Source organism: Sphingomonas baiyangensis, assembly GCF_005144715.1.
Taxonomy (GTDB): Bacteria; Pseudomonadota; Alphaproteobacteria; order Sphingomonadales; family Sphingomonadaceae; genus Sphingomonas; species Sphingomonas baiyangensis.
In genome coordinates this window covers 2,275,832-2,300,710 of the sequence record NZ_SWKR01000002.1, presented here as the reverse complement: position 1 = coordinate 2,300,710, position 24,879 = coordinate 2,275,832, and the positions used below count along the sequence as shown (strand labels likewise).

The window sequence follows — 24,879 nt, the reverse complement described above, 5'->3', positions numbered from 1 at the left end:
CCTCTTCGACCCGGCGGTCAGTGGCTACGGAAAGGTCTGGCATGTCGATCGCGCGGTGCGTGCGCTCATGCGCGGCACCGGCCCGCTCAAGGCGGCGATCGATCGCGGCTATCCCACGCGCCCCGGCCGCGACGACACCGCGATCATGGGATCGAGCATGGGCGGGCTGATTTCGCTCGCCGCGTTCGTGCGCTACCCGCGCATCTATGGCCGCGCGGGCTGCCTTTCGACGCACTGGCCGATCTTCATTCCCGCAGGCGAGGGCGCGCCTGTGCCGCACGCCGCCGCCGTCACCGCGATGTGGACGGGCTGGCTGCGCGACACGCTCGGCGCGCCCGCCGGGCGGCGGCTGTGGTTCGATCACGGCACCGCCACGCTCGACGCGCTCTACGCGCCCTATCAGGCGGCGGTCGATGCGTTGCTGCCGACGCTCGGCTGGATGCGCGGGCGCGACTTCGAGAGCCGCGTCTATCCCGGCGCGCCGCACGAGGAGAATGCCTGGGCCGCGCGGCTGACCGATCCGCTGGCCTGGCTGTACCGGTGAGCGACGCGCCGTTCCGCTTCGTCATCCTCGGCGGCGGCACGGCGGGCTGGATGACCGCGTGCCTGATGGCCGAACGCTGGCTGCGCCCCGGTGCGCGGCCGGTGGAGATACTGCTCGTCGAGAGCCCCGACATCGGCATCGTCGGTGTGGGGGAGGGATCGACACCGCAACTGAAGGCGCTGTTCGATCGGCTTGGCATCGCCGAGGCCGAGTGGATGCCGCGCGCCGATGCTACCTACAAGCTCGGCATCGGGTTCGAGCGCTGGTCGAGCGATCCGGCGCACCAGCGCTATTTCCACGCCTTTCCCGGCCCGGTCGATCTGCACACCCAGCCTGCTTTCGTCGCACGCGCGCGAATGCGGCGGCAGGGCTATGCCGTGGCAGCGCAGCCCGACGACTGGTATCTGGCGGCACATCTGGCCGAGCGGCGGCTGGGGCCACACCCCGCCGCCAGCTTTCCCTTCGCGCCGAGCTACGGCTATCATTTCGACGCCTATCGCGTGGGCGAGGTGCTGCGCGACGCCGCCGTCCGGCGCAGCGTGATCCACCGCCAGGCGCGCGTCGAGCGTGTCGAGCTCGCCGAGAACGGCGACGTCCGCGCGCTGGTGGTCGAGGGCGGCGAGGCGATCGCGGGCGACTTCTTCATCGACTGCTCGGGCTTCCGCTCGGTCATCGCGCAACAGGCGCTGGGCGCGCGCTTCGTGTCGTTCGCCGACAATCTGTTCAACGACGCCGCCGTGGTGATGCCGACACCGAGCGAGCCGACCACCGCCATCGCCACGCGCGCCACCGCGCTGTCGGCGGGCTGGGCCTGGGCGATCCCGCTCACCACGCGCATCGGCAACGGCTATGTCTATGCGAGCGCGCATGTCGGAGCCGATGCCGCCGAGGCCGAATTACGCGCGCATCTCGGCGTCGGCGACGACGTGCCCGCGCGCCACCTGAAGATGAAGGTCGGCCGCGTCGCGGATAGCTGGACGCGCAATTGCCTCGCGGCGGGGCTCGCGCAGGGCTTTCTCGAGCCGCTCGAGGCGACGGCGCTGCACATCGTTCAGGCGACCGCCGACGAATTCGTCGCCGCGTTCGACGCCGGCGGCTTCACGCCGCAGCACCGCGACCGCTTCAACGCACGCATCGCGCGGCGCTACGAAGGCGTGCGCGACTATATCGTCGCGCATTACCGCATGAACCTGCGCACCGACACCGACTATTGGCGCGCCAACGCCGCCAACGAGCATCTCTCCGACGACCTGAAGGCGATGATGACTGCGTGGTTCACCGGCGCCGATCTGGAGGCCGCCATCGCCGAGCGCGACATCGGCGGCTATTACGCCTCGATCAGCTGGCACGCGCTGTTCGCCGGCTATGGCGTGTTCCCGCCTGCCGACAGGCTCAAGCCGCTGCCGCCGGGCCATGCGGCGCCCGAGATCGGCGATCTGCTCGCGCGCAGCGCCATCAATTTCGCGAGCCATGACGAGCAGTTGGCCCAGCTGCGCGAGCGATAATCACTCGCACCATTGCGGCGGCTCTGCCACGATGGCCGCGTGAAGCGGCATCTGTTCAATCTGGCGGGCGCGCTGGCGGTGACGCTGGGCGTCATCGGCGCGTTCCTGCCGCTGTTGCCGACGGTGCCGTTCCTGATCCTCGCCGCCTTCTGCTTCGCGCGCGGCAGCCCGCGCTTCGAGGCATGGCTGCTCGCACATCCGCGCTTCGGCCCGCCGGTGCGCGACTGGCGCGCGTCGGGCGCGATTTCGCGGCACGGCAAGCGCGCCGCCACCATCGGCATGGCCGCCAGCTCGGCGATCGGGCTGGTTGCCCTGCCGCTCCCCTGGAACCTGCTGCCGCTCGCCGCCTGCGTGGCGAGCGGCATCTGGATCTGGCGGCGCCCCGAAGCCTAGGCGTTCACGGCCTCGAGCGTCGGATAGTCGGTATACCCCTCGGGCCCGCGCGAATACCATGTCGCCATCTCGTCGGCGTTGAGCGGTGCATCCCGGCGCAGCCGCTCGGGCAGGTCGGGATTGGCGAGGAAGGGGCGCCCGAACGCCACCGCATCGGCCGACCCGCTCTCCACCGTCTCGATCGCCTGCGCGCGCGTGAAATCCTGGTTGAGCACCAGCGGCCCCTTCCACGCCTTGCGGAACGCGGGCGAGACGGGCGGCTGCGTCGTCGATCCGAAGGTGCCCTCGGGCCCCGGCTCGCGCAGCTCGACGAAGCCGATGCCCTGCGTGTTGAGCCATTCGCCGATATGCACGAACAGCGGCTCGGGGTTGCTGTCGATCACGCCCTGCGTGTCGCCATTGGGACTGAAGCGCACCGATACGCGCCCCGCGCCCGCCTCGGCCACCAGCCGCTCGATCGCTTGGCGCAGCAGCCGCGCGCGGTTCTCGATGCTGCCGCCATAGTCGTCGTCGCGCATGTTGCTGCCGTCGCGCAGGAACTGGTCGATCAGATAGCCATTGGCCGCGTGCAGCTGCACGCCGTCGAACCCGGCTTCGATGGCGTTGCGCGTGGCGGCGGCGTAATCGTCGAGCACGCGGGCGATGTCGTCGTGCGTCGCGGCGCGCGCCTCGGCATAGGGCACCTTGTCGTTGCCTGTCACATAGGTGCGCGTCTTGCCCGGCGCCGTCGTCGCCGAGGCCGAGATGGGGGCGGCGCCGTCGTTGAAATCGGGATGGACGATGCGGCCCATATGCCACAGCTGCGCGACGATGCGCCCACCGGCGGCGTGGACGGCGTCGGTCACGGGCTTCCAGCCTTCCACCTGCTCGCGCGTCCACAGCCCCGGCGCATAGGGCCAGCCCAGCCCTTCGCGGCTGATGCCCGTCGCCTCGCTGATGATGAGACCCGCACTCGCGCGCTGCGCATAATATTCGGCCATCATCGGCACGGGCACGCTCGCCTGCGTCGCGCGTCCGCGCGTCAGCGGCGCCATCAGGATACGGTTGGGTGCCTCGATCGCGCCCAGCGTAATGGGGTCGAACAGCGTTGCCATGATTGCTCCGTCGAAATTGCGTTGAGGCGGCAAGATGGGGCGCTAGAGGGCCATATGCAGCAGGCCGAGCCCGACAGTTTTTCTGCACCGCCCAAAAGCCCGTGGCCGGTGCTCGCGGTGATCGGCGCCAATGTCGCGCTCGCCTCCGGCCCGCTGTTCGTGCGGCTGGCCGATACCGGGCCGGTCGCCTCGGCCTTCTGGCGCATCGCGCTTGCCGTACCGGTGCTGTTCGCCGCCTCGGTGCTGCTGCGCGAGCGGCCGGTCGCTGCGGCGCGAGGGCTGTGGTCCATTCTGGTTGTCGCCGGCATCGCCTTCGCCGCCGATCTTGCGGCCTGGCATATCGGCATCGTGCGCACCACGCTCGCCAACGCCACGCTGTTCGGCAATTCGGCGAGCTTCATCTACCCGCTCTACGGCTTCCTGATCGCGCGCGCCTGGCCGACGCGCACACAGGGCTGGGCGCTTGCGCTGGCAGGCATCGGCGCGGCGCTTCTGTTGGGCCGGTCGGCCGAACTCTCGCCGCGCAACCTTGCGGGCGATCTGTTCTGCCTGCTCGCGGGCGTGCTCTACGCCATCTATTTCATCTTGATGGCGCGCGTGCGCGTGCGGATGCAGCCGTTCGCCGCACTGGCGGTTTCCTCGGCCGCCACCGCGCTGCCGCTGCTCGCCTTCGCCGCCGCGCTGGGCGAGGCGATCCTGCCCGGCAACTGGACGCCGCTGCTGCTGCTCGCTTTGTGCAGCCAGGTGATCGGGCAGGGGCTGATGATCTATGCGCTCGGCCATCTTTCGCCGCTGGTACTGGGCCTCGCCTTGCTGTTGCAGCCCGCCGTCGCCGCCGCCATCGGCTGGGCGATGTTCGGCGAGCGGCTCGCGGCGCTCGACGTGGCGGGCGCCGTGCTGGTCGCGATCGCGCTGGTGCTCGTGCGGCGTGCGCCCGCACGCCCGGCAATCGTTGCACGCGCCGCGCAAAGTCCTAGATCATGAGCCGAGGAGTAGCGCGATGACCGATTTGCCCGCCGACCCCACGCTCGACGAGATCCGCGCCGCGCTTGCCGGCGTCATCGCCTCGAACGCCGCGTTCGACGGCTGGACGCCGCGCGCGATCGATGCCGGCGCCGACCAGCTGGGCATCGACCGCGACGTAGCGCGCGTCGCCTTTCCCGGCGGCGCCGTGGCGATGATCGATGCATGGTTCGCGCATGTCGATGCCGAGATGGCGCGCCGCCTGCCGCCCGAGGTGCTGGCGGCGATGAAGATCCGCGAGCGCATCACGCGGCTGGTCGAGACGCGGCTCGATATCCTCGCGCCCGATCGCGAGGCATTGCGCCGCGCCGTCGCCATCCTCGCGATGCCGCAGAACCTCGCGCGCGCCACGCAGCTCGGCTGGCGATCGGCCGATGTGATGTGGCGGATGGCGGGCGATACCGCCACCGACTACAATCATTATACCAAGCGCGCGATCCTCGGCAGCGTCTATGCCGCGACGATCACCGTGTTCCTGTCCGACGAAAGCGAGGGCGATGCCGATACGCGCGCCTTCCTCGCGCGGCGGATCGAGGGGATCATGCGCTTCGAAAAGGCCAAGGCGCAGCTGCTCAATCGCGGCGGCCACCGCCTCAGCCTGTCGCGCTTCGTCAGCCGCCTGCGCTACCCGGCGGTCTGAGATCGTTACTGCAGCGAATAGCGCTCGGTCGCGGCGGGGGTGACGCCCGCGACGTGTGGCAGGCAGCCCGCTGCGGCGCCAATGCGCTTGGCCAGCACGTGGCGGATGCGCCAGCCGCCGGCACGATGCAGCTGGAAGCGGAAATCGTAGAAGGCCGCGATCGCGCCGCCGGCGCCCATGTCGATCACCGGGCCATAGGCATCGGCGATCAGGTCCTTGCGCACGGCGCAGCGGTCGATCGTGATCGCGGTGATGATGTGCCGCCACTCGCCGCCGCCGCGCTCGGCGATCATCGCCGGCAGCGTCGCCAGCGCCTCGCTGCCTTCCAGCCGCAGCGCGTCGCAGCCTTCGGACCCGCCGCATTCGAACACGCCGTTCAGGCAGAACAGCCCCGCCCAGCGCGCCGCCTCGCCATGGTCGAGATAATGGGCGAAGCGCCCGAGCAATTCCTGTACGTCGAGTCGCGTCTGGAAATCGATCGTCGAAATGCTGCTCATCGCTGATCCTCTCGCGCTGCCGCTTGCCCGCCGGGTGGCCCCTCTCGCCGGGGGGCCTTGCGCGCATGGTGCCATATCGCGTGCGCATTGTAATCCCGCCGCCGGCACGCGATGGCGGGCGCGATGCACCCGATGACCGATCCGCAAGCCGCAGTGCCACGCCCGCATATCGTCGGCATCGGCGGCACGACGCGCGCCGGCTCGTCGACCGAGCGGCTGGTGCGCGCGGTGCTCGCCGAGTGCGAGGGCCTGGGCGCACGCACCAGCATGTTCCCCGGTCCCGAGCTGCTGGCGATGCCGCACTACAATCCCGACGATCCCGAGCGGTCCGAAGGCCAGCGCGCGATGGTGGCCGCCGTGCGTGAGGCGCAGGGCTTCGTCATCGGCACGCCGGGCTATCACGGCAGCGTATCGGGACTGGTCAAGAATGCGATCGACCTCATCGAGGACACGCGCACCGATCCGCGCGTCTATCTCGACGGATGTCCGGTAGGACAGATCGTCTCGGCGGCGGGCTGGCAGGCGACGGGCGTGACACTGAGCGCGCTGCGCGACATCATCCACTCGCTGCGCGGCTGGCCGACGCCGATCGGCATCGCGCTCAACAGCATGGTGCAGCGTCCTTTCGATGCCGCCGGCGAACTTGTCGACGAGGGTCTCGCCACCGCTACGCGCCTCCAGGCCGCGCAGATCATGGCGCATGTCAGCGGCACCCGCCTGCATCGCGATGCCGAGGCGCTGGCAGCGCGAGCGTGAACTGGAATGCGCCCCTAGGGCGCATTGTTGCGGCGCCGACCCACTCCCCCACTCGGCCACCCGATAGCATATCCTGTTGGGTGGCCGGGTGGCGAGCGGGCCGGCACCGCGTTTTCACACACTCTCGCTGCAATCAGCGGTAGTTGAAGCTCACGCTGATCCGCTCGCCCTTGCCGGCGTGCGGCATCACTTCGTGGCGCAGCCAGCTTTCCCACAGAAAGATGCTGCCCGGCTGCGGCTCGGCATAGACGAAGGGGCGCAGCGCCTCGGGCGCGTCGTCGGCGCGCGGCGGCGCGGCCATCAGCATCGGCAGGCGCGGGTCCTCGAGCTTGAGCGCGCCCGATCCCACCGGCACCGCGACATAGAGCGTGCCCGACACCACGCTGTGCGGGTGGATATGCCCCGAATGCGTGCCGCCGGGCTTGAGCAGGTTGACCCAGATGCTGTCGAGCCTGAGCCGCCGCCCGCCCAGATCGAACGCGCAGTCCTTGGCGAAAGCCGCGACATGCCGGTCTAGATGGCGCTTGAGATCGGCGAAGGCGGGGTCGCGCTGCGGCAGATCGTCGAGCGAGGCATAGGAGGTATAGCCGCGATAGCCATGCGCCTTCGACCAGCCGCGCCCGGCGCGATCGTCCTCGGCGAGCGCGCGTACCGACGCCTCGATCTCGCCGAGCAACGCATCGTCGCCAAGCATGGCCTCATGGAATTGCGTGGCGAACAGCGAGCGCGTGGGCATGCGCGCGGCGGTAGCCCTCGGGCCCGCCGGCGGCAATGGCGCGCCGCCTCAGCGCACGCGCGTCAACCGCAATTCGGAGGCTTCGTCCGCGCCGCCCTGGCGATAGGTCTCGGCGCGCACGAGCACGCCGTCCGCCCCCTGCGCGAATGACAGCGCCACCAGATGCGATTCGCGCATGGCATCGAGATCGGTCGCATCGCGCAGCGCAAAATGCAGCGGCGCGTCGGCGGCCCCCGGCACCATCGCAAGGCGCGGCTGGTTGCCCTGCGGACAGTAATGCGTGGCGATCAGCGCAGCCCCGTCACGGTGATAGAGCGTCATCGAATGCGGCTGGTCGCCGCGCAGCCATTCCTCGACCAGCACCGTGCCGCCGGCGGTGGTCGAAAAGCGGATCGAAAGCGGCGATGCGGGCGCATCGGCGCGCCGCCACGTGCCGGCCAGCGCCTTCAGCGTATCGAAGCGCGTCGCCGCATCGTCGGGGATTGGCGCGGCGAGCGCGATCGCCACTGCCAGCAGCCCGCCGTCGAACGTCGCCATTCCTTCCCTCCTCGCGCGACTATGGCGCCATCCGCATCGCCACGTCGTTCATGAAGCGCACCTCGTCGCCTTCGGCAAGCCACCGCGCTTCGGCGGCGAGGGCGCCGAGCAGGTCGCTCAGCGGCTCGATCTCGGTCTTGGCGAAATTGCCGAGCACATACCCCGTCACGCGGTCCTTGTGCCCCGGATGGCCGATGCCGAGGCGCACGCGGCGGAAATCCTCGCCGATATGCGCGATGGTCGAGCGGATGCCGTTATGCCCCGCCGCGCCGCCGCCCTGCTTCACCTTGAGCTTGAAAGGCGCCAGATCGAGCTCGTCGTAGAAGATCGTCACGTCGGCGGGCGCCAGCTTGTAGAAATCGAGCGCGGCACGCACCGCGCGGCCGCTGTCGTTCATGAAGGTCGCGGGCTTGAGCAGCAGGATCTTGTCGCCGCCGATCCGCCCTTCCTGCAACCAGCCCTGGAATTTCTTCGCCGGCGGCGCGAACCCATGCACCTCGGCGATCGCATCGGCGGCCATGAAGCCGATATTGTGCCGGTGCATCGCATATTGCGCGCCGGGATTGCCCAGCCCCACCCATAACTGCATGGCCATCGCCCCTCATCGTTCCGTGCCACGAAAAAGGGGCGGAATCGCATCGTCGCGATCCCGCCCCGTTCATCTTGCAGCCAAAGCCGGACGTCAGTCCTCCTTGGACTCCGCGGCATCCTCGCCATCCGCAGCCTCGTCGGCTGCCGCGTCTTCGCCGGTCTCGGCCGCCTGCTCGGCAGCCGCCTGCTCGGCCAGCGCGGCATCCTCGGCCAGCGCTTCCTGCGTCTCCGCCTTCAGCGCCGACGGCGCGATGACGGTGGCGATGGTGAAGTCGCGATCGTCGATCGTCGGCTCGGCACCGGCGGGCAGCGTCACTGCCGAGATATGGATCGAATCGCCGACCTCAAGGCCCTTCAGCGACACCTCGATCGCCTCGGGGATCTTGTCGGCGGCGACCACCAGCTCGATCTCGTGGCGCACGATGTTGAGCACGCCGCCCTTGGTGATGCCGGGCGAATCATCCTCGTCGGTGAAGTTCACCGGCACGTTCACGGTGACGCTGGCATTCTTGGCGATGCGCAGGAAGTCGACATGCACCGGGCGATCGGTCACGACGTCGAAGGTCACGTCCTTAGGCAGCGTGCGCACCGCGCCGGCACCCGCGCCCTCGATCATCACGACCGAGTTCATGAAGTGGCCGGTGTTGAGCAGCTTCATCAGCGCACGTTCCTCGACGTGGATGCTGACGGGGTCCTGCTTGTTGCCGTAGATCACGGCGGGGACGCGGCCTTCACGACGAAGCGCGCGGGAGGCTCCCTTGCCAACCCGCTCGCGCGTCTCGGCCGACAGGGTAAGCGTATCGCTCATGTCGGGTCTCCGAAATGCGGTTGTTTCTCAATTGATCCGGCCGGGCCTCCAGGGATGACCCCGGCACGGAAGCCGCGGCCCCTAGCGCAAAGCGCGCAGCGGAGCAAGCGGAGGGAATGGTCCACGCGGAGGCGCGGAGGGCGTTTGCCGCAACCGTCACCCCAGCGAAAGCTGGGGGGATTAAGCGACAGCACGCTTGCTGTGAAAGACCCCAGCTTTCGCTGGGGTGACGGCAAATCTCCGCGCCTCCGCGCCTCCGCGTGAAACCCCTTACCCTTCCGCCCGCAGCGGCCGCGCGAGCAGCCGGCCGATGATCGCGCCCACATCAGCGCCGTCGAGCAGCGCGCATACCGCTTCGGTCACGGGCATCTCGACGCCCAGTTCGCCCGCCGCGGCGCGCAGCACCGGCGCGGTGAACGCGCCTTCGGCCACGGTGCGCCGATCGGCGAGCAGATCGGCCGCGCGCCGCCCCTCGCCGATGCCCATGCCAAGCGAGAAGTTGCGCGAGGCGGTCGACGAGCAGGTGAGCACCAGGTCGCCCAGCCCCGAAAGCCCCGCGAGCGTCTCGGCGCGGCCGCCGCGCGCCACGCCGAAGCGCGTCATCTCGGCAAAGCCGCGCGCGATCACCGCCGCGCGCGCATTCTGTCCTAGCCCCGCGCCCTCGACCACGCCGCAGGCGATGGCGAGCACGTTCTTCACCGCGCCGCCGATCTCGGCGCCCGTCACATCGTCCGAATGATAGGGGCGCAGTGCCGGCCCCGCGAGCCGATCGGCCAGCGCCATGCGCAGCGCCGCATCCTCGCACGCCAGCGTCACCGCCGTCGGTTTCCCCGCCGCGACCTCGTGCGCGAAGGTTGGGCCGGAAAGCACCGCGATCGGCGCCGCGGGGTGCGCCTCGGCAGCGATCTCGCTCACCAGCCGGCGGCTTCCCGCCTCGATGCCCTTGGCGCACAGCACCAGCGGCCGGTCGCCCACGTCGATCGCGGTCAGCGTCGCGCTTACATGCTGCGCGGGTGTGACCACCAGCAGCGCATCGCATTCGCCGAGCGCCGCCAGATCGCCCGTCGCGCGGATCGCCGCCGACAGGCGCACGCGCGGCAGGAAGGCGGCGTTGACATGGTCGGCGTTGATGCTCGCCACCACCTCGGGCTCGCGCGCCCACAGCAGCACGGGCGCATCGCCATGCGCCGCCACCTGCGCGAGCGCGGTGCCCCAGGCGCCTGCGCCGATCACCCCGATCCTCATGCCTTCACTCCCGCACCACGTACCGTCTCGGCCTCGGGATCGAGCGGCCAGCGCGCGCGCGCCGGCGTGTCGAGCGGATCGGTGAGCCCGGCGGCGAAGCGCTCGACGCCCGCCCAGCCGATCATCGCGGCATTGTCGGTGCACAGCCATAGCGGCGGCGCGACGAAGCGCAGGCCATGCTCGGCCGCCAGCGCCTGCAACGCCGAGCGGATCGCCTGATTCGCCGCCACGCCGCCCGCCACCACCAGCGCCGTCGCCCCTGCCGCGCGGCGAATCGCGCGCGCGGTGCGATCGATGAGGCAATCGACGACGGCGGCCTGGAACGACGCGGCGATATCGTCGGGCGCATGCTCGCGCGCCTCGACCGCGCGCGCCACCGCGCTCTTCAGCCCAGCGAACGAGAAATGCGGCTCCGCCGACCCTTTCAGCGGGCGCGGCAGGCGGATCGCGCGCGCATCGCCGCGCGCCGCCGCGCTCTCGACCGCCGGACCGCCCGGATAGCCGAGGCCCAAGAGCTTGGCGGTCTTGTCGAAGGCCTCGCCCGCTGCATCGTCGATCGTCGTCGCAAGCCGCGTGTAGCGATTCACGCCCTCGACCAGCAGCAACTGGCAATGCCCGCCCGACACCAAGAGCAGCAGATAGGGGAAAGCGAGATCGGGATCGGTGAGCCGGGGGCTCAGCGCATGGCCTTCGAGATGGTTGACCGCGACGAAGGGCTTGCTCGCTGCCAGCGCCAGCGCCTTGCCCGTCACCAGCCCCACCATCACGCCGCCGATCAGCCCCGGCCCCGCCGTCGCGGCCACGGCATCGACATCGGCGAGCGTCACGCCGGCATCAGTGAGCGCACCCTCGATCAGCGGCCGCAGCACTTCCGAATGCGCGCGCGCGGCGATCTCAGGGACGACGCCGCCGAACGGCGCGTGCGCGGCTTCCTGGCCCGCCAGCCGGTGTGCCAGGATCGCACGATCCGAGCCGATCAGCGCCGCCGCGGTCTCGTCGCAGCTCGATTCGATGCCGAGGATCAGCGCCATCGCTTCCATCTAGTCGAACACCAAGGTAGCACAAGCGCGCATGGATACCCCTTTCCGCATCGGTACGCGCGGCTCGCCGCTGGCACTCACCCAGGCCAACATGGTCCGCGCGCTGCTCGCCGAGGCGACGGGCGGCGAACCCGGCGACTTCGCGATTGTGCCCATCCGCACCACCGGCGACCGCGTGCAGGACCGGCCGCTCGCCGAGATCGGCGGCAAGGCGCTCTGGACCAAGGAGCTCGATCGCGCGCTGCTCGAGGGCGAGATCGACTGCGCGGTGCATTCGATGAAGGATGTCGAGACGCATCGCCCGCCCGCGATCGCCATCGCCGCGATCCTCGAACGCGCCGACGTGCGTGACCGGCTGCTCGGCGCCGTCAGCATCGATGCGCTGCCGCACGGCGCGCGGATCGGCACCAGCAGCCCGCGCCGCGCCGCGCAGATGCGGCATCTGCGTCCCGACCTCGCGATCGTGCCGTTCCGTGGCAATGTCGACACGCGCATCGCCCGGCTTTCGGCGAACGAGGCCGATGCCACGCTGCTCGCCGCTGCCGGGCTCGAACGGCTGGGGCGCGACGATGTCGGCAACGCGATCCCGCTCGAACAGATGCTGCCCGCCCCCGCGCAGGGCGCGATCGGCATCGAGGTGCGCGCCGACGATGCCGCCGCGCGCGCACTCGTGGCGCGGATCGATCATGCCGTAACGCATGCCTGCGTCATGGCCGAGCGCGCGCTGCTCGCGGCACTCGATGCCGATTGCCATTCGCCCGTCGCCGCGCTTGCGCGCATCGCGGATGGCCGGCTCACGATGCGCGCCGAGCTGTTCTCCGAGGATGGCGCCGCGCATGTCGCGGGCGAGGCGTCGGGCGACGACGTGACGGTGGCGACGCGGCTGGCGCAGGATCTGCTGGCGCGCGCGCCGGCGGCGGTACGCGCGCGCTTCGGCGGATGATCGCCGGCGCCGCGGTGCTGCGGCCCGAACCCGGCAATGCCCGCACCTGCGCCGCGCTGGCGGCATTGGGGATCGACGCATTGTCGGTGCCGCTGTTCGCGGTGCGCGCGGTTGCTTGGGAACCGCCCGATCCGCGCGATTTCGATGCGCTGCTGCTCACCAGCGCGCAGGCGGTACGCCATGCCGGGCCGGGCCTCTCGGCGCTGGCAGGCCTGCCGGTGATCGCGGTCGGGGCGGCGACGGCACGCGCCGCCGCCGTCGCTGGCCTCTCCGTCGCGGCGACGGGCGACGGCGATGCCGAGGCGGCGCTCGCCCTGCCCGCCGCGCGCACGGCGCGTCGCATCCTGCATCTGGCGGGGCGCGACCGGCGTGTGGCGGCGGGCGGTGTCATCGCCCGGATCGAGACCGTCTATGCAAGCGAGGCGCTGCCGGTCGACATGTCCGCGCTGGCGCGCATCGAAGGCCGCGTCGCGCTCGTCCATTCGCCGCGCGCGGGTGCGCGGCTCGCCGAGTTGGTCGATCGGCACGGGCCTGCCCGCCGTCAGGTCGCGATCGCCGCGATCAGCGATCGCGCGGCGGCGGCCTGCGGCGCGGGCTGGCAGACGATGACCGTCGCCGATCGCCCCGCCGACGCGGCACTCGTTGCCGCCGCCGCCATGCTGATTGACCGCACCGGACCGCATGCCGATAAGGGCGCATGAACGCTGACCCCGTGTCGTTCGATGCGCCGCCGCGTCGCCGCTCGCGCCTGCCGCTTTTGGCGTTGCTCGTGCTCGTCGCCTTCGCAGCGGGCGTTGCGCTGACCTTCGGCTTCATCGCGCCGGCCTGGGAGCGCTGGCAGGGGCGTACCGAGGCGCCTGCCGCCGTCGCCGCGCCGCAACCGCTCGCGCCGGCGGTGCCGCCCGGCACCGATCTTCCCTCGCTCTATGCGCGCGAGATCGCGCTCGCTGCGCGGATCGACGGGCTCGAGGCGCGATTGTCGAACATCGACACCGATTCGCGTGTCGCCTCGACCTTCGCGACGCGTGCCGAGGGGCTGCTGGTCGCCTTCGCCGCGCGTCGCGCGCTCGATCGCGGGCTGCCGCTCGGCTATGTCGAGAGCCAGCTGCGCGAGCGCTTCGGCGGTGTCCAGCCGCGCGCCGTTGCCGCTGTGGTGCAGGCCGCGCGCGAGCCCGTGACCGTCGAGGATCTGCGCGCCGCGCTCGATACGCTCGCGCCCACGCTGCAAAGCGGCGCCGACACGCTCGGCTGGGGCGAGGCGCTGCGGCGCGAGATCGCCGGCCTCGTGCGGCTGCGCGAGGAAGGCACCCCCAGCGCGCATCCCGCCGAGCGGCTGACGCGCGCACGCCGCCTGCTCGACGCCGGCCAGGTCGAGGCTGCGCTCGGCGAGATCGCGCGGATGCCCGGCGCCGACAGCGCGGCGAGCTGGAGCGAGGCGGCGCGCCGCTACATCAATGCGCGCCGCGCGCTCAACATCATCGAGGCCGCCGCGATCGAGGGCGTCGGCCCGCCGCCCGCGCCGCCGGTGCTCATCGCGCCGCCCGCCGCAGCGCCGCCCGTCCTGCCGGGCAACGCCGCCGCACCCGCCGGCCGATGATCGATCGCCAGCCGGTGCTTGGCGGCGAGCGCGTCGCGCTGCGCCCGAGCACGCCCGACGATCGCGAACCGCTGTTTGCGGTGGCGCGCGACCGCGAAATCTGGGCGATGCATCCCGCGCACGATCGCTGGCAGCGCCCGGTGTTCGACACCTTCTTCGACGAGGGGCTCGCCGCCGGCGGCGCGCTGACGCTGATCGACCGTGCCGACGGCGCGATCATCGGTGCCACGCGCTACGGCCCGTTCGATCCGGCGTCCGGCGAGATCGAGATCGGCTGGACCTATCTGGCGCGCAGCCACTGGCGCACCGGCCACAACCGCGAGGCGAAGCGGCTGATGCTCGCGCATATCTTTCGCTGGGCCGAAACGGTGGTGTTCCATGTCGGCGAGGACAATCATCGCTCGCGAACCGCCGTCGAGGCGCTGGGCGCGCTCGCGCGTCCTGGCCGCCTGCTGATCGAGCGCGCCGGCGTCCCCGCGCCGCACATCGTCTACGCACTGGCGCGGCCGTGAAGCCACTCGCAGGCATCCGCGTGGTCGAACTCGCGCGCATCCTCGCGGGGCCGTGGTGCGGGCAGCTGCTCGCCGATCTGGGCGCCGAGGTGGTGAAGGTCGAGCGCCCCGGCGCCGGCGACGACACGCGCCACTGGGGCCCGCCCTTCCTGCACGATGCCGACGGCGCCAGCCTCGATGCCGCCTATTATCATTCGTGCAACCGCGGCAAGACGGGCCGCGCGATCGACATCGCCACGCCCGAGGGGCAGGCCGAGGTGCGCGCGCTCGTCGCCGACGCCGATGTGGTGATCGAGAATTACAAGGTCGGCGGCCTCGCGAAATACGGCCTCGACAATGCCAGCCTGTCGGCGATCCGGCCGGGCCTCGTCACCTGCTCGATCACCGGCTTCGGCCAGACCGGCCCCTATGCCCACCGTGCGGGCTACGACTTCATCATCCAGGCGATGGGCGGGTTCATGTCGCTCACCGGCGAGCCCGACGGGCCGCCGCAAAAGGCCGGCATCGCCTATGCCGACATCTTCACCGGCGTGTACGCCGCCGTCGCCATCCTCGCGGCGCTGCGCCGGCGCGACGCGAGCGGCGAGGGCGCGCATATCGACATGGCGCTGATGGACACGCAGGTGGCGGTGCTCGCCAACCAGGCGCTCAACTGGATGGCTAGCGGCCGCGTGCCGCAGCGCATGGGCAATGGCCACGCCAATCTGGCGCCCTATCAGGCTTTTCCCACTGAGGATGGCGATCTGGTGATCGCGGTGGGCAATGACGGCCAGTTCCGCCGGTTGTGCGAAGTGCTCGGCCTCGCGCTCGCCGACGATCCCGCCTTCGCCACCAATCCCTCGCGGCTGGCGCATCGCGAGCCGCTGGTCGCCGCGATCGAGGACGCGACGCGCCGCTGGTCGCGCGATGCGCTGGCCGGCGCGCTTGAAACCGTGGGCGTTCCCGCCGGCCCGATCAACGCGCTCGATCAGGTGTTCGCCGATCCGCAGATCGTGGCGCGCGGCCTGCGCATCGCGCCCGGCGGCCTGCCCGGCGTCGCCAGCCCCATCGTGATCGACGGCGAGCGCATGGCGAGCGATCGCCCCAGCCCGCCGCGCGCGGCGAACGACCGATAAGTAGTTCGCCTCGGATCAGTCCTTCGCGGCGCCGACCATTTCGACGGGCTTGCCTTTCAGCGAGGACAAGGCGGCATTGGGCTTGGCGACCTTGGCCGCCTTGGGCTTGCGCACCTCGCGGTTCGACTTCTTCTGGCCCTTGGCCACGCGCTTACAACGGCCCCATGCGCGTCGGCATGCGCCGGACGGGCGTGGAAATCACTTTCGAGCCATAGGCTGCGATCATCGTCGCGGTATCTGCGGCGTTGTTCATCACCACACGCGTACCGCCCGAAACCAGCGTCTCGATGGTGCTGATCGGCACCTTGCGCTTGGCGCAGGCAGCCAGGACATGGGCCTGCGGGGCGTTGATGTTGATGGCTCTGGACATGCTGTCTCCGATTCAGGCTGGCCGTAAGACTGGGAAATCGGGCCGGGGCATGCCCCGGCCCATCGGCTCACGCCGCCTGGAGGTTCACTGCCGAGGTCTTGCCGCGATTGTCGGTCTCGAGTTCGTACGACACGCGCTGATCGGTATCGAGCGTGCGCATGCCGGCGCGTTCCACTGCCGAGATGTGGACAAAGGCATCGCCACCGCCGCCCTCGGGCGCGATGAAGCCATAACCCTTGTCGACATTGAAGAATTTTACGGTTCCGGTAATCATAGGAAAGTTCCTTTTCCCAATTTTTGTCGGGCAGCTTTCCCGCATGGAAAGACCCGGCCTTCGTGAAGCTAGAAAGGGAGAAAGGAAGAAGCCGAAGCGACCCGATATCCGTCGCACGCGACGTCAGCCTCATCTATGTAAGGCGTTGTCGATGATAATATAAGAGGCAGAGACGGCGAACGTTACTCAGGGTTGGATAATCGCTCGATCAGCGCCATCGCGCCCGCTGGCGCCTTTTCCTTGTGCCCGTTGATGAAGAAGACGAACACGTCGCGCGGCACCGCGGGCGCGGCCTCGTTGCTGGCGCAGGGCAGGCCCTCGGGCGCGCCGCCTGCCGCCCATCTGCGCGCGGCATCGGCCCACCGGTCGAGCGCACTCGGCGCATAGCCCGCGGCGAAGCGTTCCTCGGCATTCTCCAGCCGCACATAGGCAAAGTCGCCGCTGACATCGGCGATTGCGGGATATTGCGCCGAATCGCCGTGGACGATCGCCACGCCCGCCGTGCGGCATAGCGCGACGAATTCGGGCGTGTGGAAACTCTCGTGGCGCACCTGCACGGCGTGGCGCAGCGCAATGCCTTCGTGCCGCGCGGGCAGCAGCGCGAGGAAGCCGGCGATCTCCTCGGGGTCGAAGCGCTTGGTGGCGGCGAGCTGCCACAGGATTGGCCCCAGCCGGTCACCCAGCTCGACGATGCCCTGCCCCACGAAGCGCGTCACCGATTCGCCCGCCTCGTCCAGCCGTTTGCGGTTGACCGCATAGCGCGACGCCTTGACCGAAAAGACGAAGCCCGCGGGCGTCTCGTCGCGCCACTTGGCGAAGCTTTCGGGCTTGAAGCTCGAATAATAGGTGCCGTTGATCTCGATCGCGGTCACCACGCGTGCGGCATGTTCGAGCTCGCGCTTGTGCGGCAGCCCCTCGGGATAGAACACGCCGCCGCGCCACGGCGCGAATGTCCAGCCGCCGATGCCGACGCGGATCGTGCCCGCGCTCACGCCCCCGTTGCTTGCTTGTGCCCGTCGATCCAGCGGCGCAGCGCCGCGTTCACCGCCTCGGGCGTTTCCCACGGCGCGAAATGGCCCGCCGCCTCGATCCGCTCGATCGTCAGGTCGGGCACCAGCGCATCGAGCCCGTCGAGCTGGCACGGCAGCAGCGCGGTGTCGCGCATCCCCCAGATCACCAGCGTCGGCTGGGTAACGGGCGGGAAGGGCGCGTCGAGGAACGCCGGGCGCTCGGGCGTCTCGCCGGGCGCGGGCACCTGGATCGCGCTGGCGCGATACCAGTTGAGCATCGCGCGGATCGCACCGGGCTGCGACCATTCGTCAAGGTAGGCGGGCTTCTCGGGCGCCATCAGCGCCGGGTCGGCGTGCTTGACGAAGGTCGTGTCGAAGAAGCTCTCGATGCCGATGCGCTCGATATGCGCGTCGATCCCGTCCGAGCGGAAGGCGCGGATATACTGGCTGGCGGCCGCCTGTTCGGGCACGTCGAACATGCTGCGCTGGAAGATGAGCGGATGCGGCGCGTTGACGATGACCAGTCGCGCGACGCGCCCGGGATGCTGCAACGCCGCCATCCACGCGATCGCGCCGCCCCAATCATGCCCCACCAGCGTGAACTGCCCGATGCCGAAATGATCGGCGAGTGCCAGCAGATCGGCGACGGGCTTGTCGGGCGTGTATTCGCCCACACCCTCGGGCTTGTCCGATCGCGCATAGCCGCGCTGGTCGGGCGCGATGCAGAAATGATCGGCGGCGAAGGCGGGCAGCTGCCGCCGCCAGGTGCGGTGCGATTCGGGAAAGCCGTGCAGGAAGATCATCGCCGGCGCATCGCGCTCGCCCATGGTGGCGACATCGAGCGAAATGCCCGTCGACAGGGCGATCCGCTTGAGCGGCGGAGACGGAGCGGGCTGGTTCTCGGGCATCGGATCATCCTCTCGCCGCCAACCTATGCCGCGGCCCGCCGGCGGCAAAGCGCAAATCGGCTTTCCTACATATAACCAGATAGGTTATCTCTGCGACCCTCAACGGCGGGAGCGGCACATGCACGATATCGAGGGACTGATCGACGAGGTGATCGCGCGCGAGGGCGGCTATTCGAACCATGCGGCGGATCGCGGCGGCGCGACGCGCTGGGGCGTGACGCAGGCGGTAGCGCGCGCCAACGGCTATCTGGGCGACATGCGTCATCTGCCGCGCGATACCGCAGCCGCCATCTATCGCCGCCTCTACTGGCAGCGCCCGCGCTTCGATGCGGTAGCCGATCGCGCACCGTGCATTGCGGCCGAACTGTTCGATACCGGCGTCAACATGGGGCCGGGCGTCGCGACAGGGTTTCTCCAGCGCGCGCTCAACGCGCTCAACCGCAACGGGCGCGATTATGCCGATATCGCGCGCGACGGCGCGATCGGTCCGCGCACGCTCGCCGCGCTCGACGCCTTCCTGGCGGCACGCGGCGAACGCGGCGAGACGGTGCTGCTCAAGGCGATCGAGGCGTTGCAGGGCGAGCGCTATATGTCGCTGGCCGAGAGCCGCCCCGCCAACGAGGCGTTTCTCTACGGCTGGCTCGCGAACCGTATCGGTGATCCGGGCGGCTGATGATCGCGTGAACTTTTGTGAACTTCCACCCTTTCCGCACGCAAGGATCGCCACGCATGAGCATTCTCAACGCCGTCATCGGCCCCGTCGCCGCGATCATCGACAAGATCATTCCCGATCCCAAGGCGCGCGACGCCGCCAAGCTCGAATTGCTCAAACTCGAAGGCGCGCACGAGCTCGAGGCGCTGCGCACGCAATTGTCGGCGATTGTCGCCGAGGCGCAATCGCCCGATCCCTGGACCAGCCGCGCGCGCCCGAGCTTTCTCTACGTCATGTACGCGCTGCTGCTGTGGTCGATCCCCATGGGCCTCATCTCGGCGGTCCAGCCCGACATGGGCGCGGCGATCGCGCGCGGCATGACGGCCTATCTGGCGGGCATCCCCGAGGAGCTCTACGCGCTCTTCGGCACCGGCTATCTCGGCTACACTGCTGCCCGCGCCTGGGGGAAGGCCAAGGGCGTCGAGCGGTGATTGCGTCGCCGGGCGCGCACCCCATATCGCGCGCCATGAGCAAATCGACAGTGTGGCACGGCACGACCATCCTTTCCGTGCGCCGTTCGGGCAAGGTGGTGATCGCGGGCGACGGGCAGGTCTCGGCCGGGCAGACGGTGATGAAGCCCAATGCCCGCAAGGTCCGCCCGCTGGGCGACGGCAAGGTGATCGCCGGATTCGCCGGCGCCACTGCCGATGCCTTCACGCTGTTCGAGCGGCTCGAGGCCAAGCTCGAACGCCATCAGGGCCAGTTGCTGCGCGCCGCCGTCGAGCTCGCCAAGGACTGGCGCACCGACAAGTATCTGCGCAATCTGGAAGCGATGCTGATCGTCGCCGACAAGGACGTGACGCTGGTGGTGACGGGCAATGGCGACGTGCTCGATCCCGAAGGCGGCATCGCGGCGATCGGGTCGGGCGGCAATTTCGCGCTCGCCGCCGCGCGCGCGCTCGCCGATTACGAGGCCGATCCCGAGGTGCTGGCGAAGAAGGCGATGGGCATCGCCGCCGAGCTGTGCGTCTACACCAATGATCGCCTGACGGTGGAAACGCTCGACAGCGCGACCTGACGCTGGCGGCGCGACTTGGAGCGCGGCGCGGGCTGCGCTAACCCCTTGGCATGCTTGCCCGTCGCACGCTTCTCGCCAGCGCGCTCGCGCTCCCGGCCTGCACCACGGCGCCGGTGCGCACCGCCGCGAGCGCGCCGCCCTGCCTGCCGCGCGTGCGTGCCGAGCAGGGGCGCATCATCCGCAGCGTCGCGGGCTTGCGGCCGTGGCGCGCCGGCGGTTTCGTGGTTCGCGCCGAGCCGCTCGGCGCCAAGCGCCTCATCCACAATTACGGCCATGGCGGCGGCGGCATCACGCTGAGCTGGGGCAGCGCGAGGCTCGCGGTCGATCTGGCGCAGGGCATGGCGGGGCCGGTCGCGGTGATCGGCTCAGGCGCGGTAGGGCTGGCGACTGCGCGACTGGCGCAGGATGCCGGCCACGCTGTCACGCTCTACACCGCAGCATTGCCGCCCGACACGACCTCGAATATCGCCGGCGGGCAGATCGTACCCACGGGCCATTATGAGGAAGGCATGGTGAGCGCGGCGTGGTTCGCGCAATATCGTGCCGCGATGGACTATTCGTGGCGGCGCTTCCAGATCCTGGCGGGCGATCGCTACGGCATCAACTGGGTGCCGACATGGCAGCCGGCGTTCCGCCAGCCGCCCGATCCCGCCGATCCCGAAGCGTTCCTGCTCGCCTACCAGCCAGCGCAAAGCGAGTTCGCCGCTGGCAGCCATCCCTTCGGCAACCGCACGCTGCGGCGCTTCGATACGATGTATGTCGAGACGGGCCGCTATCTCGACGCGATGCTCAGCGATTTCCATCTGCGCGGCGGGCGGCTGGTGCGCCGCGCCTTCGTCGACCGCCAGGAGGTCGCCGCATTGCCCGAGCCGATCGTCTTCAACTGCACCGGCCTCGGCGCCCGCGCGCTGTTCGGCGACCGCGATCTGGTGCCCGTCCGCGGTCAGCTCGCCATTCTGCTGCCGCAGCCCGAGATCGACTATGCCTATGCGATGGGCGGCGGCTACATGTTCCCTCGCGCCGACGGCATCCTGCTTGGCGGCACCTTCGAGCGCGGCGAGGAGGATGCGACTCCCGTCGCCGCCGACATCGCGGCCATCGTCGCCGGCCATGCCCGCATCGCCGCCGACTGGCGCTGCCCTGCTTGATTGATCGTCCGGCGGGGCCATCTAGCGGGCAGTGACCCCATCATCCCCCGGACATATGCAAGACCAGCTTACGCCCAAGGCGATCGTCGCCGCGCTCGATTCGCACATCATCGGCCAGAAGGAAGCCAAGCGCGCCGTCGCCGTCGCGCTGCGCAATCGCTGGCGCCGCCAGCAGCTTGGCGCCGAACTGCGCGACGAGGTGACGCCCAAGAACATCCTGATGATCGGCCCCACGGGCTGCGGCAAGACCGAGATCAGCCGCCGCCTCGCCAAGCTTGCCGATGCGCCCTTCGTCAAAGTCGAGGCGACCAAGTTCACCGAGGTCGGCTATGTCGGCCGCGACGTCGAGCAGATCGCCCGCGATCTGGTCGAGGAAGCGATCCGGCTCGAAAAGGAACGCCGCCGGCTGGCGGTGAAGGACAAGGCCGAGGCCGCCGCGATGACGCGGCTGCTCGACGCACTGACGGGCAAGGATTCGAGTCAGGCAACGCGCGAATCGTTCCGGATGCGCCTGAACGAAGGGCATCTCGACAATAGCGAGATCGAGATCGAGCTCGAGGCCGCGCCCTCGATGCCCTTCGAGCTGCCCGGCGGCGGTGCGCAGATGATTAACCTAGGCGAGATGATGAAGGGCCTCGGCGGCCCGCAGATGAAGCGGCGCAAGATGAACGTCCATGCCGCCTGGGCCAAGCTGGTCGAGGAGGAAGCCGACAAGAGGCTCGACCAGGACGAGGTGAGCCGGCAGGCGCTCGCCGATGCCGAAGCCAACGGCATCGTCTTCCTCGACGAGATCGACAAGATCGCCGTCAGCGACGTGCGCGGCGGATCGGTGAGCCGCGAAGGCGTGCAGCGCGACCTGCTGCCGCTGATCGAGGGCACGACCGTGGCGACAAAATACGGACCGATGAAGACCGACCACATCCTGTTCATCGCCTCGGGCGCTTTCCACGTCGCCAAGCCCAGCGACTTGCTGCCCGAACTCCAGGGCCGCCTGCCGATCCGCGTCGAGCTCAAGGGACTGACCGAGGATGATTTCGTCGCCATCCTCTCGGACACCAAGGCCAGCCTGCCCGAACAGTATAAGGCGCTGATCGGCACTGAAGGCGTGACCATCGCCTTCACCGACGACGGCATCCGCGCGGTGGCGCGCATCGCCGCCGAAGTGAATGGCGAGGTCGAGAATATCGGCGCGCGCCGGTTGCAGACGGTGATGGAAAAGCTGCTCGAGGAAGTGAGCTTCGATGCTGAGAACCGGCAGGGGGAGACGCTCACCGTCGACGCCGCTTACGTCGAGTCGCAGTTGCGCGACATTGCTCGCAACACCGATCTCAGTCGCTACGTGCTGTAAGGCCCGTTCGAGCAGGGCTTGCGGCGGGCGCGTGATCGCCTAGCATCGCGCCGATGCGAACCCTGATCGCGCTTGCCGCAAGCCTCGCCACCTTCCTCGTTCCCCCCGCCTTTGCGCAGCAGGACGCCGCGATGCAGCGCCCCGCGGCGCGCGCGGCGGGCGAGGGCGCCGGTCCCTATGCCAAGCTGGTCATCCGCGGCGCCACGATCATCGAAGGCAGCGGCGCGCCGCCCTACGGCCCCGCCGATATCGTGATCGAGGGCAACCGCATCACCGACATCCGCATCGCCGGTACGCCGGGCAAGCCGCTCGCGGTCGATCGGCTGCCGCGCGACGCCACGCACGAGATCGACGCGACGGGCATGTTCGTGATGCCGGGCTTCGTCGACACGCATGGGCACAATGGCAACGCCGCCAAGGCGCCCGATGCGAGCTACGGCTACAAGCTGTGGCTGGCGCACGGCGTCACCAGCGTGCGCGGCGTCAGCTTCTACGGCGATCCCGCGCGCTCGATCGAGGATCGCCGCCGCAGCGCCGCCAACGAGATCGCCGCACCGCGCCTGTTCGCCTATCAGGTGCTGGGGCAGGGGTGGGACGGCGGCCGGATCGACGACCCCGATCGCGCCCGCGCCTGGGTGCGCTGGGCCGCTGCACAGGGCCTCGACGGCATCAAGATCTTCAACCGCGGCGACGAAACGCCCGACGTGATCGAGGCGACGATCGACGAGGCGAACAAGCTGGGCCTCGGCACCGTCGCGCACCTGTCGCAGCCTGGCGTGCACAGTGTGAATGCGCGGGTGGCGGGCGGCTGGGGGCTGGGCACCGTCACGCATTTCTACGGCCATTTCGAATCGCTGCTGGCCGGCAAGAGCCTGCAACCCACGCCACCCGACTATAACTTCCTCGACGAGCAGCACCGCTTCGGCGAGATCGCAGAGATCTGGGACGATATCTCCGAGCCCGGCGGCGCCGAATGGCAGGCGTATCTCGCCGAGCAGAAGGCCAACGGGCTGGTGTTCGACCCCACCTTCAACATCTATTCGGCCTCGCGCGACCTGATGCGCGCGCGCAATGCCGACTGGCACCAGCGCTACACGCTGCCGACGATGTGGGACTTCTTCCAGTCGAACCGCGAGAATCACGGCTCCTATTTCTTCGACTGGACGACCGCACGCGAAGTCGCATGGCGCAATTTCTACGCCCGCTACATGCGGCTGGTGAACGACTACAAGAACATGGGCGGCCGCGTGACGGTGGGTTCGGACCCCGGCTTCATCTATCAGATATGGGGCTTCGGCTATATCCTCGAGATGGAGATGCTGCAGGAAGCCGGCTTCTTGCCGCTCGAGGTGATCCGCGCCGCGACGATCGATGGCGCGCGGACGCTGTACGATCCCAAAGGCAAGGCGCCACCCTTCGGGCTGGTGCGCCGCGGGATGCTCGCCGACCTCGTGATCGTGCCCGAGAACCCGCTCCAGAATTTCAAGACGCTCTACGGCACCGGCACGCAGCGGCTGAACGCCGAGACCGATCGGCTCGAGACGGTGGGGGGCGTGCGGTGGACGGTCAAAGACGGCATCGTCTACGACGCACCCAGGCTGCTCGAGGACGTGGCCGCGATGGTGGCGCGCGACAAGGCCGCGCGCGCTGCCTCAGCCGGGCCGCTCCCAGGGAACGAAGTCGCCGAAGCGGCACGCCGCTGACGGGATCGACCCGCCGCCGCGCGGCAGCGTCTGGAACAGATCGTTACGGCAGATCTGTGCGCCGAACACGCGCGCGACGACGATCGAATTGGCGTTGAGCGACGGACAGCCGATCGCGGTGCTGATCCACACGCGCCGTGCATTCTCGCGATAGATCAGCTTGTCGGGCGCGACGATCTGCGGCCCGTTGATGTTGGTGGCGGGGATGCACGTCTCGGCCGGACCTGCCACGCGGCCCTCGGTTACGGCGGCGAGCGCGCGCTCGGCTCGTTCGGCGCTCAGCGCCTGCTGCTGCGGCGAGGCGGCACAGCCGCTCGCAAGCACGCAGCACAGCGCGGCGAGCGCACGCATCAGCTTTCGTCGCGATCGCGTCGGTAGGGCACGAAGGCGTTCAATGTGCACGCACCCGTCTGGAAGCGCTGGAAGCGATCGATCGTCCGCACGATCTCGCCGCTGCACAACTGCGTGCTCGGCGTGCGCGTGACGAGGATGTCGTCGCGCCGGTCGCCGCAATTGCCGCTGGTGTCGTTGCGGTAATAGAGGCCGGGGCTGGCGCGATACAGGATCGTGCTGCCGAAGGTCTCGCTCTGGTTGAGCTGCGTCAGCGACACGCAGGTACGCGGTTCCTCGGGCGTGTAGCCCGCGAGCTTGGCTTCGAGCTCGGCGGTGCGATCGGCCTGGATCGACGCGGCACGCTGCGCGGCTTCGGGAGTGGTGGTGCAGCCGGCGATCATAGCGACGGCGCCGATTGCGATGATGGGACGGTAGTAGGGCATGGGCTTCTCTCCGGCCTGCCGACATCCGAGCGGCAA

Annotated in this window: 32 protein-coding genes; 17 read left to right on the top strand and 15 right to left on the bottom strand. The window is 69.7% G+C overall.

Annotated features, from left to right (window positions below):
* The 3 genes from FBR43_RS14445 to FBR43_RS14435 all read left to right on the top strand — a co-directional run.
* The coding region (locus FBR43_RS14445; protein WP_249276611.1) for an alpha/beta hydrolase-fold protein at positions 1-544 on the top strand (544 nt) is incomplete at its 5' end.
* Complete coding sequence (locus tag FBR43_RS14440; RefSeq protein ID WP_262708697.1) at positions 541-2,049, top strand: tryptophan halogenase family protein; 1,509 nt, start codon at positions 541-543, stop codon at positions 2,047-2,049. The genes FBR43_RS14445 and FBR43_RS14440, both read left to right, overlap by 4 nt.
* A gap of 39 nt (positions 2,050-2,088) precedes the next feature.
* Entirely contained in the window at positions 2,089-2,442 is a 354-nt protein-coding gene (locus FBR43_RS14435) for a YbaN family protein (protein ID WP_136943754.1), read from the top strand.
* Here the strand turns inward: FBR43_RS14435 and FBR43_RS14430 are convergent.
* Positions 2,439-3,536, bottom strand: coding sequence for an alkene reductase (locus tag FBR43_RS14430; RefSeq protein ID WP_136943753.1), 1,098 nt, complete (start codon positions 3,534-3,536; stop codon positions 2,439-2,441). The genes FBR43_RS14435 and FBR43_RS14430 overlap by 4 nt on opposite strands.
* Positions 3,537-3,590: 54 nt before the next feature.
* Between FBR43_RS14430 and FBR43_RS14425 the strand changes: the two genes are divergently transcribed.
* Both FBR43_RS14425 and FBR43_RS14420 read left to right on the top strand, forming a co-directional pair.
* On the top strand, positions 3,591-4,520 hold the full coding sequence (locus tag FBR43_RS14425; protein ID WP_136943752.1) for a DMT family transporter: 930 nt from the start codon (positions 3,591-3,593) through the stop codon (positions 4,518-4,520).
* A gap of 16 nt (positions 4,521-4,536) precedes the next feature.
* Positions 4,537-5,199, top strand: a complete 663-nt coding sequence (locus FBR43_RS14420; protein ID WP_136943751.1) for a COQ9 family protein — start codon at positions 4,537-4,539, stop codon at positions 5,197-5,199.
* A 5-nt stretch (positions 5,200-5,204) separates the two neighbouring features.
* On the opposite strand, the gene FBR43_RS14415 is transcribed toward FBR43_RS14420, so the two are convergent.
* On the bottom strand, positions 5,205-5,696 hold the full coding sequence (locus FBR43_RS14415; protein WP_169542625.1) for a nuclear transport factor 2 family protein: 492 nt from the start codon (positions 5,694-5,696) through the stop codon (positions 5,205-5,207).
* Between the two features lie 111 nt (positions 5,697-5,807).
* Here FBR43_RS14415 and FBR43_RS14410 point away from each other — a divergent pair, with 111 nt between their 5' ends.
* Positions 5,808-6,452, top strand: a complete 645-nt coding sequence (locus tag FBR43_RS14410; protein ID WP_249276610.1) for an NADPH-dependent FMN reductase — start codon at positions 5,808-5,810, stop codon at positions 6,450-6,452.
* A gap of 133 nt (positions 6,453-6,585) precedes the next feature.
* Here the strand turns inward: FBR43_RS14410 and FBR43_RS14405 are convergent, their stop codons facing one another.
* From FBR43_RS14405 to tsaD, 6 genes are all read right to left on the bottom strand, one after another.
* Positions 6,586-7,188 (bottom strand): TIGR02466 family protein, encoded by a 603-nt coding sequence (locus tag FBR43_RS14405; RefSeq protein ID WP_136943748.1) that lies wholly within the window; start codon positions 7,186-7,188, stop codon positions 6,586-6,588.
* A gap of 48 nt (positions 7,189-7,236) precedes the next feature.
* Positions 7,237-7,725: a hypothetical protein gene (locus FBR43_RS14400; RefSeq protein WP_136943747.1), complete on the bottom strand. Its 489-nt coding sequence runs from the start codon at positions 7,723-7,725 to the stop codon at positions 7,237-7,239.
* A 19-nt stretch (positions 7,726-7,744) separates the two neighbouring features.
* A complete protein-coding gene (gene pth, locus FBR43_RS14395; RefSeq protein ID WP_136944251.1) occupies positions 7,745-8,314 on the bottom strand; it encodes an aminoacyl-tRNA hydrolase in 570 nt (189 codons plus the stop codon).
* Between the two features lie 93 nt (positions 8,315-8,407).
* The gene (locus FBR43_RS14390) at positions 8,408-9,124 is read right to left on the bottom strand and encodes a 50S ribosomal protein L25/general stress protein Ctc (RefSeq protein ID WP_136943746.1); all 717 of its coding nucleotides are present in this window, start codon (positions 9,122-9,124) and stop codon (positions 8,408-8,410) included.
* A 270-nt stretch (positions 9,125-9,394) separates the two neighbouring features.
* A complete protein-coding gene (locus tag FBR43_RS14385; RefSeq protein ID WP_136943745.1) occupies positions 9,395-10,369 on the bottom strand; it encodes an NAD(P)H-dependent glycerol-3-phosphate dehydrogenase in 975 nt (324 codons plus the stop codon).
* Positions 10,366-11,400, bottom strand: coding sequence for a tRNA (adenosine(37)-N6)-threonylcarbamoyltransferase complex transferase subunit TsaD (tsaD, locus tag FBR43_RS14380; protein ID WP_136943744.1), 1,035 nt, complete (start codon positions 11,398-11,400; stop codon positions 10,366-10,368). Before tsaD ends, FBR43_RS14385 begins: the two co-directional genes overlap by 4 nt.
* Positions 11,401-11,440: 40 nt before the next feature.
* On the opposite strand from tsaD, the gene hemC reads away from it, so the two are divergent.
* Genes hemC through FBR43_RS14355 form a run of 5 tightly spaced genes read left to right on the top strand, consistent with a single transcriptional unit; the run spans position 11,441 to position 15,576 of the window.
* Positions 11,441-12,352: a hydroxymethylbilane synthase gene (gene hemC / locus FBR43_RS14375; protein ID WP_136943743.1), complete on the top strand. Its 912-nt coding sequence runs from the start codon at positions 11,441-11,443 to the stop codon at positions 12,350-12,352.
* Positions 12,349-13,053: a uroporphyrinogen-III synthase gene (locus tag FBR43_RS14370; protein WP_136943742.1), complete on the top strand. Its 705-nt coding sequence runs from the start codon at positions 12,349-12,351 to the stop codon at positions 13,051-13,053. Before hemC ends, FBR43_RS14370 begins: the two co-directional genes overlap by 4 nt.
* Positions 13,050-13,949 (top strand): YbbN family protein, encoded by a 900-nt coding sequence (locus FBR43_RS14365; protein ID WP_136943741.1) that lies wholly within the window; start codon positions 13,050-13,052, stop codon positions 13,947-13,949. Before FBR43_RS14370 ends, FBR43_RS14365 begins: the two co-directional genes overlap by 4 nt.
* Positions 13,946-14,461 carry a GNAT family N-acetyltransferase gene (locus FBR43_RS14360; protein WP_249276609.1) on the top strand — a complete coding sequence of 172 codons (516 nt, stop codon included), beginning with the start codon at positions 13,946-13,948 and terminating at the stop codon, positions 14,459-14,461. The genes FBR43_RS14365 and FBR43_RS14360 overlap by 4 nt, the downstream gene beginning before the upstream one ends.
* On the top strand, positions 14,458-15,576 hold the full coding sequence (locus tag FBR43_RS14355) for a CaiB/BaiF CoA transferase family protein (protein ID WP_136943740.1): 1,119 nt from the start codon (positions 14,458-14,460) through the stop codon (positions 15,574-15,576). The genes FBR43_RS14360 and FBR43_RS14355 overlap by 4 nt, the downstream gene beginning before the upstream one ends.
* Positions 15,577-15,591: 15 nt before the next feature.
* On the opposite strand, the gene FBR43_RS16565 is transcribed toward FBR43_RS14355, so the two are convergent.
* The 5 genes from FBR43_RS16565 to FBR43_RS14335 all read right to left on the bottom strand — a co-directional run bounded on the left by FBR43_RS16565 (position 15,592) and on the right by FBR43_RS14335 (position 18,138).
* Positions 15,592-15,723 carry a hypothetical protein gene (locus FBR43_RS16565; protein ID WP_262708696.1) on the bottom strand — a complete coding sequence of 44 codons (132 nt, stop codon included), beginning with the start codon at positions 15,721-15,723 and terminating at the stop codon, positions 15,592-15,594.
* Between the two features lie 4 nt (positions 15,724-15,727).
* Positions 15,728-15,946, bottom strand: coding sequence for a hypothetical protein (locus FBR43_RS14350; protein WP_136943739.1), 219 nt, complete (start codon positions 15,944-15,946; stop codon positions 15,728-15,730).
* A 67-nt stretch (positions 15,947-16,013) separates the two neighbouring features.
* Positions 16,014-16,220 (bottom strand): cold-shock protein, encoded by a 207-nt coding sequence (locus FBR43_RS14345; protein WP_136943738.1) that lies wholly within the window; start codon positions 16,218-16,220, stop codon positions 16,014-16,016.
* Between the two features lie 182 nt (positions 16,221-16,402).
* Complete coding sequence (locus FBR43_RS14340) at positions 16,403-17,212, bottom strand: DUF72 domain-containing protein (protein WP_136943737.1); 810 nt, start codon at positions 17,210-17,212, stop codon at positions 16,403-16,405.
* Positions 17,209-18,138: an alpha/beta fold hydrolase gene (locus FBR43_RS14335; RefSeq protein ID WP_136943736.1), complete on the bottom strand. Its 930-nt coding sequence runs from the start codon at positions 18,136-18,138 to the stop codon at positions 17,209-17,211. The genes FBR43_RS14340 and FBR43_RS14335 overlap by 4 nt, the downstream gene beginning before the upstream one ends.
* 118 nt (positions 18,139-18,256) lie before the next feature.
* Here FBR43_RS14335 and FBR43_RS14330 point away from each other — a divergent pair, with 118 nt between their 5' ends.
* From FBR43_RS14330 to FBR43_RS14305, 6 genes are read left to right on the top strand one after another with little or no spacing between them, the layout of a single operon-like run.
* Positions 18,257-18,811 carry a glycoside hydrolase family 108 protein gene (locus FBR43_RS14330; protein WP_136943735.1) on the top strand — a complete coding sequence of 185 codons (555 nt, stop codon included), beginning with the start codon at positions 18,257-18,259 and terminating at the stop codon, positions 18,809-18,811.
* A 56-nt stretch (positions 18,812-18,867) separates the two neighbouring features.
* A complete protein-coding gene (locus FBR43_RS14325) occupies positions 18,868-19,281 on the top strand; it encodes a holin family protein (RefSeq protein WP_136943734.1) in 414 nt (137 codons plus the stop codon).
* Positions 19,282-19,316: 35 nt separating this feature from the next.
* A complete protein-coding gene (hslV, locus tag FBR43_RS14320; RefSeq protein ID WP_136943733.1) occupies positions 19,317-19,868 on the top strand; it encodes an ATP-dependent protease subunit HslV in 552 nt (183 codons plus the stop codon).
* Between the two features lie 50 nt (positions 19,869-19,918).
* On the top strand, positions 19,919-21,016 hold the full coding sequence (locus tag FBR43_RS14315) for an FAD-dependent oxidoreductase (protein ID WP_136943732.1): 1,098 nt from the start codon (positions 19,919-19,921) through the stop codon (positions 21,014-21,016).
* 55 nt (positions 21,017-21,071) lie between these two features.
* The gene (gene hslU / locus FBR43_RS14310) at positions 21,072-22,364 is read left to right on the top strand and encodes an ATP-dependent protease ATPase subunit HslU (RefSeq protein WP_136943731.1); all 1,293 of its coding nucleotides are present in this window, start codon (positions 21,072-21,074) and stop codon (positions 22,362-22,364) included.
* Between the two features lie 53 nt (positions 22,365-22,417).
* Complete coding sequence (locus FBR43_RS14305) at positions 22,418-24,067, top strand: amidohydrolase family protein (RefSeq protein WP_136943730.1); 1,650 nt, start codon at positions 22,418-22,420, stop codon at positions 24,065-24,067.
* On the opposite strand, the gene FBR43_RS14300 is transcribed toward FBR43_RS14305, so the two are convergent.
* Both FBR43_RS14300 and FBR43_RS14295 read right to left on the bottom strand, forming a co-directional pair.
* The gene (locus FBR43_RS14300; protein WP_136943729.1) at positions 24,017-24,418 is read right to left on the bottom strand and encodes a hypothetical protein; all 402 of its coding nucleotides are present in this window, start codon (positions 24,416-24,418) and stop codon (positions 24,017-24,019) included. The two genes, FBR43_RS14305 and FBR43_RS14300, sit on opposite strands and share 51 nt — an antisense overlap.
* Entirely contained in the window at positions 24,418-24,843 is a 426-nt protein-coding gene (locus FBR43_RS14295) for a hypothetical protein (RefSeq protein ID WP_136943728.1), read from the bottom strand. The genes FBR43_RS14300 and FBR43_RS14295 overlap by 1 nt, the downstream gene beginning before the upstream one ends.
* Positions 24,844-24,879: the final 36 nt, after the last annotated feature.

Coding starts and splice junctions, on each gene's coding strand:
- FBR43_RS14430 (WP_136943753.1), bottom strand. CDS start 3,536: ATGGCAACGCTGTTCGACCCCATTACGCTGGGCGCGATCGAGGCACCC.
- FBR43_RS14425 (WP_136943752.1), top strand. CDS start 3,591: ATGCAGCAGGCCGAGCCCGACAGTTTTTCTGCACCGCCCAAAAGCCCG.
- FBR43_RS14420 (WP_136943751.1), top strand. CDS start 4,537: ATGACCGATTTGCCCGCCGACCCCACGCTCGACGAGATCCGCGCCGCG.
- FBR43_RS14415 (WP_169542625.1), bottom strand. CDS start 5,696: ATGAGCAGCATTTCGACGATCGATTTCCAGACGCGACTCGACGTACAG.
- FBR43_RS14410 (WP_249276610.1), top strand. CDS start 5,808: ATGGCGGGCGCGATGCACCCGATGACCGATCCGCAAGCCGCAGTGCCA.
- FBR43_RS14405 (WP_136943748.1), bottom strand. CDS start 7,188: ATGCCCACGCGCTCGCTGTTCGCCACGCAATTCCATGAGGCCATGCTT.
- FBR43_RS14400 (WP_136943747.1), bottom strand. CDS start 7,725: ATGGCGACGTTCGACGGCGGGCTGCTGGCAGTGGCGATCGCGCTCGCC.
- pth (WP_136944251.1), bottom strand. CDS start 8,314: ATGCAGTTATGGGTGGGGCTGGGCAATCCCGGCGCGCAATATGCGATG.
- FBR43_RS14390 (WP_136943746.1), bottom strand. CDS start 9,124: ATGAGCGATACGCTTACCCTGTCGGCCGAGACGCGCGAGCGGGTTGGC.
- FBR43_RS14385 (WP_136943745.1), bottom strand. CDS start 10,369: ATGAGGATCGGGGTGATCGGCGCAGGCGCCTGGGGCACCGCGCTCGCG.
- tsaD (WP_136943744.1), bottom strand. CDS start 11,400: ATGGCGCTGATCCTCGGCATCGAATCGAGCTGCGACGAGACCGCGGCG.
- hemC (WP_136943743.1), top strand. CDS start 11,441: ATGGATACCCCTTTCCGCATCGGTACGCGCGGCTCGCCGCTGGCACTC.
- FBR43_RS14370 (WP_136943742.1), top strand. CDS start 12,349: ATGATCGCCGGCGCCGCGGTGCTGCGGCCCGAACCCGGCAATGCCCGC.
- FBR43_RS14365 (WP_136943741.1), top strand. CDS start 13,050: ATGAACGCTGACCCCGTGTCGTTCGATGCGCCGCCGCGTCGCCGCTCG.
- FBR43_RS14360 (WP_249276609.1), top strand. CDS start 13,946: ATGATCGATCGCCAGCCGGTGCTTGGCGGCGAGCGCGTCGCGCTGCGC.
- FBR43_RS14350 (WP_136943739.1), bottom strand. CDS start 15,946: ATGTCCAGAGCCATCAACATCAACGCCCCGCAGGCCCATGTCCTGGCT.
- FBR43_RS14345 (WP_136943738.1), bottom strand. CDS start 16,220: ATGATTACCGGAACCGTAAAATTCTTCAATGTCGACAAGGGTTATGGC.
- FBR43_RS14335 (WP_136943736.1), bottom strand. CDS start 18,138: ATGCCCGAGAACCAGCCCGCTCCGTCTCCGCCGCTCAAGCGGATCGCC.
- FBR43_RS14330 (WP_136943735.1), top strand. CDS start 18,257: ATGCACGATATCGAGGGACTGATCGACGAGGTGATCGCGCGCGAGGGC.
- FBR43_RS14325 (WP_136943734.1), top strand. CDS start 18,868: ATGAGCATTCTCAACGCCGTCATCGGCCCCGTCGCCGCGATCATCGAC.
- hslV (WP_136943733.1), top strand. CDS start 19,317: ATGAGCAAATCGACAGTGTGGCACGGCACGACCATCCTTTCCGTGCGC.
- FBR43_RS14315 (WP_136943732.1), top strand. CDS start 19,919: ATGCTTGCCCGTCGCACGCTTCTCGCCAGCGCGCTCGCGCTCCCGGCC.
- hslU (WP_136943731.1), top strand. CDS start 21,072: ATGCAAGACCAGCTTACGCCCAAGGCGATCGTCGCCGCGCTCGATTCG.
- FBR43_RS14305 (WP_136943730.1), top strand. CDS start 22,418: ATGCGAACCCTGATCGCGCTTGCCGCAAGCCTCGCCACCTTCCTCGTT.
- FBR43_RS14300 (WP_136943729.1), bottom strand. CDS start 24,418: ATGCGTGCGCTCGCCGCGCTGTGCTGCGTGCTTGCGAGCGGCTGTGCC.
- FBR43_RS14295 (WP_136943728.1), bottom strand. CDS start 24,843: ATGCCCTACTACCGTCCCATCATCGCAATCGGCGCCGTCGCTATGATC.